The sequence below is a fragment of the Thalassobacter sp. genome (genome assembly GCF_982993085.1).
In genome coordinates this window covers 24,215-30,735 of record NZ_CEZFMW010000031.1, presented here as the reverse complement: position 1 = coordinate 30,735, position 6,521 = coordinate 24,215, and the positions used below count along the sequence as shown (strand labels likewise).

General features: G+C 60.3%; 9 protein-coding genes. All 9 read left to right on the top strand.

Translation table 11 applies throughout. The features are described from left to right. Positions 1–487: DUF6441 family protein (locus AC4GMC_RS07020; protein WP_487875922.1), on the top strand; the 487-nt coding region annotated here is incomplete at its 5' end. Next, the gene (locus tag AC4GMC_RS07015) at positions 484–906 is read left to right on the top strand and encodes an acyl-CoA transferase (RefSeq protein WP_487875923.1); all 423 of its coding nucleotides are present in this window, start codon (positions 484–486) and stop codon (positions 904–906) included. The genes AC4GMC_RS07020 and AC4GMC_RS07015, both read left to right, overlap by 4 nt. A gap of 24 nt (positions 907–930) precedes the next feature. Then, positions 931–1,872 carry a phage tail tube protein gene (locus AC4GMC_RS07010; RefSeq protein ID WP_487875924.1) on the top strand — a complete coding sequence of 314 codons (942 nt, stop codon included), beginning with the start codon at positions 931–933 and terminating at the stop codon, positions 1,870–1,872. Beyond that, positions 1,872–2,231 carry a phage-derived protein YdaY family protein gene (locus AC4GMC_RS07005; protein WP_487875925.1) on the top strand — a complete coding sequence of 120 codons (360 nt, stop codon included), beginning with the start codon at positions 1,872–1,874 and terminating at the stop codon, positions 2,229–2,231. Before AC4GMC_RS07010 ends, AC4GMC_RS07005 begins: the two co-directional genes overlap by 1 nt. An 83-nt stretch (positions 2,232–2,314) precedes the next feature. Then, entirely contained in the window at positions 2,315–2,557 is a 243-nt protein-coding gene (locus AC4GMC_RS07000; RefSeq protein ID WP_487875926.1) for a DUF7697 family protein, read from the top strand. Further along, positions 2,550–4,967, top strand: coding sequence for a phage tail tape measure C-terminal domain-containing protein (locus AC4GMC_RS06995; protein ID WP_487875927.1), 2,418 nt, complete (start codon positions 2,550–2,552; stop codon positions 4,965–4,967). The genes AC4GMC_RS07000 and AC4GMC_RS06995 overlap by 8 nt, the downstream gene beginning before the upstream one ends. Continuing rightward, entirely contained in the window at positions 4,964–5,557 is a 594-nt protein-coding gene (locus AC4GMC_RS06990; RefSeq protein ID WP_487875928.1) for a hypothetical protein, read from the top strand. Before AC4GMC_RS06995 ends, AC4GMC_RS06990 begins: the two co-directional genes overlap by 4 nt. Next, on the top strand, positions 5,554–6,114 hold the full coding sequence (locus tag AC4GMC_RS06985) for a hypothetical protein (protein ID WP_487875929.1): 561 nt from the start codon (positions 5,554–5,556) through the stop codon (positions 6,112–6,114). Before AC4GMC_RS06990 ends, AC4GMC_RS06985 begins: the two co-directional genes overlap by 4 nt. Continuing rightward, positions 6,111–6,518, top strand: a complete 408-nt coding sequence (locus tag AC4GMC_RS06980; protein WP_487875930.1) for a DUF6950 family protein — start codon at positions 6,111–6,113, stop codon at positions 6,516–6,518. The genes AC4GMC_RS06985 and AC4GMC_RS06980 overlap by 4 nt, the downstream gene beginning before the upstream one ends. Positions 6,519–6,521 lie beyond the last annotated feature (3 nt).

Sequence of the window (6,521 nt, the reverse complement as noted above, 5' to 3'; positions counted from 1 at the left end):
ACGCGTGCCCGAGATCGCGCGAAATCACTGCCCAGCTTCCGCGAAATACGCAGAAAGTCTGCGGGCCGCCGCTCTTGTTTGGTCGAAAGCACCAAAGATCGTCTCCGCGCACGATCAAGGCACGACCATCCGTTCCAAAAACGGTTTTTACCTTGCAATCCCGACAGAGGCTGCCGGCCGCGCCGCTGGTGGTCGTCGGATGTCGCCCGGGGAGTGGGAGCGCCGCCGAGGCATCCGGTTGCGCTTTGTTTACCGGCGTGGTGCGCCAAGTCTGCTGGTCGCGGACAAGGCTCGGATGAACAAAAAGGGCCTTGCGGTGCTTTCAAAGTCAAAAACCGGGCGCAACCAAGTCACGGCTCCAATCTTCATTTTGGTGCCGCAGGTTCGTCTACGCAAACGGCTGGATTTAGAGCGTGACACTGACCGCGCGATTAGCGCGATTCCAAGCGCAATTGTCGCACAATGGGTGGAGGACCGCACGAAATGACCTCCAAACGTGAGCAGGTCCTAAGGGCGCTGCATCAGAAAATGGAAACCTTGCCGCAAGTCACTATGCGGGGCGGTGCGCTGCCAGAAAGGCTACCGGGCGAAGGCCTATTCATCCTGCGCGACGGCGAGCCAGGTGACCCGGAAGTGACCCTTTCGCCGCTCGCCTATCATTACGAGCACAAAGCCGAGATCGAGGCCATGCGTCACGGCGCTGACCATCGGGACGCGGCCTTTGACGATATGATCGCGGCGCTTGGCGTCGCGCTGCACGCAGACCGCACGCTTGGTGGACTGTGTGATTGGGTTGAGGCCGAAGCGCCTCAGGAAGTCGATCTACCGGTCGAGGGGGCTTCGGCCTTCAAGGCTGCGTCGATCACCGTTGTTTTGCATTACACGAGCGCCGACCCGCTCGCCTGAACCTATAAAGATTGGAGACCAGATATGGCACGAGCACAAGGTGCACGGGCGCAGTTGGCACTTGCCTTTGAAACCACCTACGGCACCGCGCCGGCTAGCGGTTTCGTCAAAATGCCGTTTGCAACGGCGTCTCTGGGCGCTGAGCAGCCTTTGCTGGCCTCGGAGCTTTTGGGCTACGGCCGAGACCCAGTTGAACCGATCAAAGACGCTCTAACGGCTGACGGCAATGTCGTGGTCCCCTTGGATGCTGAGGCTTACGGCTATTGGCTCAAAGGAGCCTTTGGCGCGCCCACCACGACCGAAGGCACAGATGACTTTGAGCACGTCTTCTCAAGCGGAAGCTGGAACCTGCCAAGCTTTTCTGTGGAAGTCGGGATGCCTGAGGTGCCCAGCTTCGCAATGTACTCGGGTTGCATGGTCGACAGCTTTAGCTGGTCGATGGCGCGCTCCGGTCTTTTGACCTCAACGGTCGAGATCGTTGCACAGGGCGAAGACTTGGCCACATCTAGCCAAGCGGGCACACCGTCTACGCTGGCACTTAAGCGCTTTGGCCATTTCAACGGCTCTGTGAAGCGCGATGGGGTGGATATCGGCAACATCATCAGCGCAGAATTGAACTACCAAAACAACCTCGACCGAGTGGAGACCATTCGGGCAGATGGCAAGATCGAGGGCGCCGACGCGTCCATTGCAGCCATGACAGGCAGCATCGGCGTGCGCTTCGCCGACACGACTTTGCTCAATCAGGCAATCGGGGGCAATTCTTGCGCTTTGACCTTCGGATATCAGCTGCCCACAGGGGAGACTTTGACGGTCTCTGCACCTCGGGTCTTTTTGCCTCGACCTCGCCGCGAAATCACAGGGCCGCAAGGTGTTCAGGTCACCTTTGACTGGCAGGCTGCGCAACACGCCGACGGCTCGCCAATGGTCACAGTCACCCTAGAAAACGCCGTGGAGACCTACTGATGCTGAAGTTAAATCTCTCTGATGACGCGCGCTGGGTCGACCTTGCGGGCGGCGTCAGGATCAAGGTCAAGCCGCTCTCGTCAGCTATGATGCTGGCTGCAAGAAGTAACCCGCGGGTTGTTGCCTTGGGCGCCGTCGATGACGCGGAGCCTGATCAGGCACTAGCGCTCGAGGTGGCTAAGATCATCGGCGGTATGTTGATCGAGGAATGGGAAGGCGTCGGCGACGCAAACGGCAACCCTGTCGATGTTTCTCAGGAATGGGTTGACGCCTTGTTCGACATTTGGCCGATGTTCGAGGCCTTCCAAGTAGAGATTGTGGCCGGCGCGATGATGGTGGATGCGGAAAAAAACGACTAACCGCTCTTGCTGAATGGGAATTTGGCGGGGGCGGAGAGTATTGCGCATCGTGCGCGGGGATTTGCGACGAGTGCCCGGGCAAAGTGAACCTCCCACAATCGATTGAAGGCTGGCAGGTCTGGGACCTCGTCCAGCGACTTGGTGGTCAACTCCGGGTCGTTTCGGGCGCAGGCGGCGGGGCTGTTATCGGCTGGGATATTAGTGCGGCGCTTCAACTAGGCGCTGCGCTTGGCATTAGGGCGCGCGTGATCGGAGAGCTTTTGCCGCCGGTAGAGGCGGCGATGGTTCGGAAAATGAGCGAGCAAGGAGAAGAAGCCGATGGCTGAAAAACGTGTCAGTGTTCGCCTTGCTGCTACCGGAGGCCGTCAGGTTCGCAACGAGCTTGAAGGTGTCGGCGGCGCTGGCAAGCGCGGCTTCGGTCGGCTAAGCGCCGAGATGGAGATCGCAAACCGCCGGCTGGCAGCCTTTGCACGGCGCGCGGCCGTCGCTTCTGCGGCCGCTGCTGCGGCCAGCGTGGCGGCAGGTGTCGCATTGATGCGTTCCGGCCTACAAACGGTCGATGCGCAAGCAAAGTTGGCGGCCTCGCTTGGCACAACCGTGGCCAGCATTCAGGTTCTCGAGCGCGCAGGTGATCTGGCCGGTGTTTCCATGGGCGAAATCGAGCAAGCAACGTTGCAGCTAACACGCCGCCTGTCACAGGCCGCAGCAGGTGCCGGCCCCGCCGAAAAAGCGCTCGACCGCTTGCAACTTTCGGCTTCCGCTTTGCAAGCCATGCCGCTGGACGAGCGGATCGCGGCCATTCAAAACGCCCTCGGCAAATTCGTGCCAGAGGCCGAGCGGGCGGCCGTTGCCTCGCAACTGTTCGGCGACCGGGCTGGTCTGGTGTTTACGCGCGTGGATAGCGCCACGCTCCGCCAAGCGACCAAAGACGTCGAGGATTTCGGCGTGTTGGTTTCTGATCAGGACGCAGCCCAGATTGAGCGCACAAACGACGCTATCTCACGCCTTGGACTGATCTTTCGTGGTCTGGCTAACCAACTTGCGGTCGCTGCTGCTCCCGCTTTGGAAAAACTAGCCGAGGCTTTTGCGGCGATCTCTGCCACAACCGGTCCTTTGGGTCAGGCGATCCAAGGCCTGTTTGGCAACCTTGGCCGCATCGCGAGCATCGCAGGCACATTTGTGGCCTTTTTGGCGGGGCGCTGGGTCGCGGGCTTTGCCGCAGCGGCGCTTTCTGTGCGCGGTCTTGCGACAACGCTTTTGGTCCTACGCGGTGCGCTAATCCGCACCGGGGTCGGCGCCCTGATCGTGGGAGCTGGTGAGCTGGTCTACCAATTCAGCCAGCTCGCCTCGGGTGTCGGAAGTTTTGGGGCTGCTATGGCTCTTTTGAAAGACGTCGGCGCCGAAGTCTGGGGCCGGATCAAGATGGGTGCCTCTGCCGCAGGAGCTGCGGCCTCGGCGATGTTCTACGATCTAAAAGCCGATGCCGCGACAGGCATGAGCTCTGCCATCGAGCGCGTGGTGGAATTCGGCAACGCGACGGCAAACACGTTTCAAGGCGCCTTAAACGCGATTAAGGAAATCTGGTCTCGGCTGCCAATGGTCATCGGGGATCTTGTATTTAACGCGGCCAATCGAATGCTCGACGGCGTTGAGGCGATGCTGAACGGCGCAATCTCTCGGATCGATGCGTTCACTGGCAAAATCCGCGACGCGCTGGCTGCGGTTGGGATCGAGACAACCTTTGGTGAAATCGGCGATATCAGCCTTGGCGATATTGAAAACCCGTTTGCAGGCGCATCCAGCGACGCCGGCACCGCGGCAGCGGACGCCTTTGAACGCGCGTTTGAGGAAAACCCGCTCACGGGCCCGGACTTGGGGCTAGATGTGATCGCATCCGACGCCTTGGCCACGGCCAACACCTACCGTCAGGCGGCGAGTGATCTCGCAACCGGCTCGATGTTGCCCTTGACCTCTTGGGCAGCATTGCGAGAGGCCGTGGCCGGCAGCGGCGAGGAAGGCGCAGAGGCGCTCGATAAAGCGACGGCTGCTTCTGACCGGCTTGGCACATCCGTGGCAAACGCAGGCAACAAGGCGAAGGAGACAAAGACCGAGCTGACAGGTTTCGACGCGGTCAACTCAAGCCTTCGCCAATATGCCGCCGACGCAATGAATTGGGGCAAAGGCCTCGGTGACGCTTTAACGAGCGCGTTTTCCGGTGCGGAGAGCGCGTTTCGTAGTTTTATCGAAACCGGCAAGATCAACTTTAAGAGCTTCGTGAGCGCCATTCTTGCGGATCTTGCGGTCCTCGCGTTTCGCAACGCTGTCTTGGGGCCTCTTGCTAACGCTTTGGGCGGTGTCTTTGGCGGCAGCGCAAACGTGACGGCTGCGGTCTCTCACAGCGGCGGAATAGTCGGAGTATCGGGCCACACACGCTCGTTGCCCGCTTCTGCCTTCGCGGGGGCTCCCAAGATGCACAGCGGAGGCTGGGCGGGCCTGCGTCCCGACGAGGTTCCTACGATCCTTCAAAGGGGTGAGCGCGTTCTCAACCGCCGTGAGGCAGCCGGGTATGGCAACGCAGGGTCTGCAGGCGGCATGAGCATCAGCATCGATGCACGGGGCGCGCAGATGGGCGTGGCCGAGCAGATCGAACTAAAACTTCGGGCCGCTGTGCCCGAGATTGCACGCATCGCGACCCAAAATGTCGCGGACAATCGTCGGCGAGGATACGCGGTATGATCCCGGAGCTCCCCATAAACCTCGTCAGCCGGCTTGAGCGCCGGCTGGCCACTGCGGTGACAGCAACAACCTCCCCATTCACCGGCACGCAAGAAGTGCAAGATTGGGGGGGCGAATGGTGGGAATATCAGGTCACTTTAGCCCTTTTGAAGCCAGTAGATGGGCGGCGATTGTCGGCCTTCTTTGCTGCCCTTGGTGGGTCTCGTGGCCGGTTCTTGTTCCATGACCCGAGCATCGAGCCGCCGGGCCAAACTGGAGAGGGCGTAGTCGCAGCCAACAACCAAACCGGTAACGCCTTGCTCACTATGGGATGGCTCTCGGAGCGGCCTTTGCTCATGGCGGGCGATTTCTTTTCTCTGGGCCAAGACGCGGCATCGCGGCTCTATCAAGTGACCGAGGACGTGTCCTCAGACGCCACCGGTGAAGCCACGCTGCGCTTTGTGCCACGATTGCGGTCTTCTCCATCGGCGGGCACTGAACTGAACGTTGGGCGACCAAAGGCAGTGCTGCGTTTGAACGAGCCGGTGCCCGCGCAAATCAGTCGAGCTGGAAAGTATCAAATCACTTTTAGCGCAAGAGAAGCTCTATGACCCGTGAAGCGACCCAAGGCTATCTAGCGGCAATGGAAAGTGGCGAGCTTTTCCCCGCAATCTTCTTTGAAGGTGAGTTTGCTTCGGGCTGGGTGCGACTGTGGACCGGCCCCCACGACATCGAGTGGAATGATCAGATTTGGACCGGCGCAGGGGCACTCATGGGGCTTGGCTCGTTAGAGGAGACCTCAGAGGTTGTCGCCTCTGGGACGACCGTTTCGCTGTCCAGCGTTCCAATGAACCTGATCGGACTTGCGATTGAGGAAGCGCGTCAGGGCAAGCCCGGCCGCATTTGGCTGGCCATGCTCACGCCCGACCGAGAGGTTATCGCAAACCCGGTGCAAGCTTTCTCAGGCCGTCTCGACGTGCCGGAAATCAGCGAAGATGGTGCATCTTGCACGATAACAATCTCCTATGAGAGCCGGCTGATTGATTTAGGGACCGCGCGAAGCTGGCGATACACGCATGAAAGCCAGCAAGTGCTGCACCCGGGCGACCGGGGGTTTGAGCACGTCACTTCCATCCAAGACAAAGATATCACGTGGGGCCGAGGATGAGCCGAATTCCAGACTGGGAGCAATGCCTTGCAACCGCCGTGGCACACGCGCGCATTCAGCCCTTTGAATGGGGGAGCCACGATTGCGCAACTTGGGCGTTTGACGTCCGTCGGAAGCTGACCGGCGGCCAAGACGATGCCGCTTTATGGCGCGGCCGGTACACAACCCCTCTGGGCGCAAAGCGCGTCCTTCGAAAGCTCGGGTGGTCAGACCTTGAGGCCGGAGGACGGAACCTGCTGGGAGAACCACTTAAGTTTGTGCTGCTGGCACAACGTGGAGATCTGGTGCTCGGCAGCGACCCTGAGGCTTTTGGCGTTTGCCTTGGGGCGGGCGTTGCTTTTGTCGGGCCTGATGGCCTGAGTTTTTTACCCCTTTCAAACTGCCGTTTGGCTTGGAGGACTTAGCAC

What these genes read in the sequence shown, in the direction of transcription:
- AC4GMC_RS07015 (WP_487875923.1), top strand. Translation starts at nt 484, where the DNA reads ATGACCTCCAAACGTGAGCAGGTCCTAAGGGCGCTGCATCAGAAAATG.
- AC4GMC_RS07010 (WP_487875924.1), top strand. Translation starts at nt 931, where the DNA reads ATGGCACGAGCACAAGGTGCACGGGCGCAGTTGGCACTTGCCTTTGAA.
- AC4GMC_RS07005 (WP_487875925.1), top strand. Translation starts at nt 1,872, where the DNA reads ATGCTGAAGTTAAATCTCTCTGATGACGCGCGCTGGGTCGACCTTGCG.
- AC4GMC_RS06995 (WP_487875927.1), top strand. Translation starts at nt 2,550, where the DNA reads ATGGCTGAAAAACGTGTCAGTGTTCGCCTTGCTGCTACCGGAGGCCGT.
- AC4GMC_RS06990 (WP_487875928.1), top strand. Translation starts at nt 4,964, where the DNA reads ATGATCCCGGAGCTCCCCATAAACCTCGTCAGCCGGCTTGAGCGCCGG.
- AC4GMC_RS06985 (WP_487875929.1), top strand. Translation starts at nt 5,554, where the DNA reads ATGACCCGTGAAGCGACCCAAGGCTATCTAGCGGCAATGGAAAGTGGC.
- AC4GMC_RS06980 (WP_487875930.1), top strand. Translation starts at nt 6,111, where the DNA reads ATGAGCCGAATTCCAGACTGGGAGCAATGCCTTGCAACCGCCGTGGCA.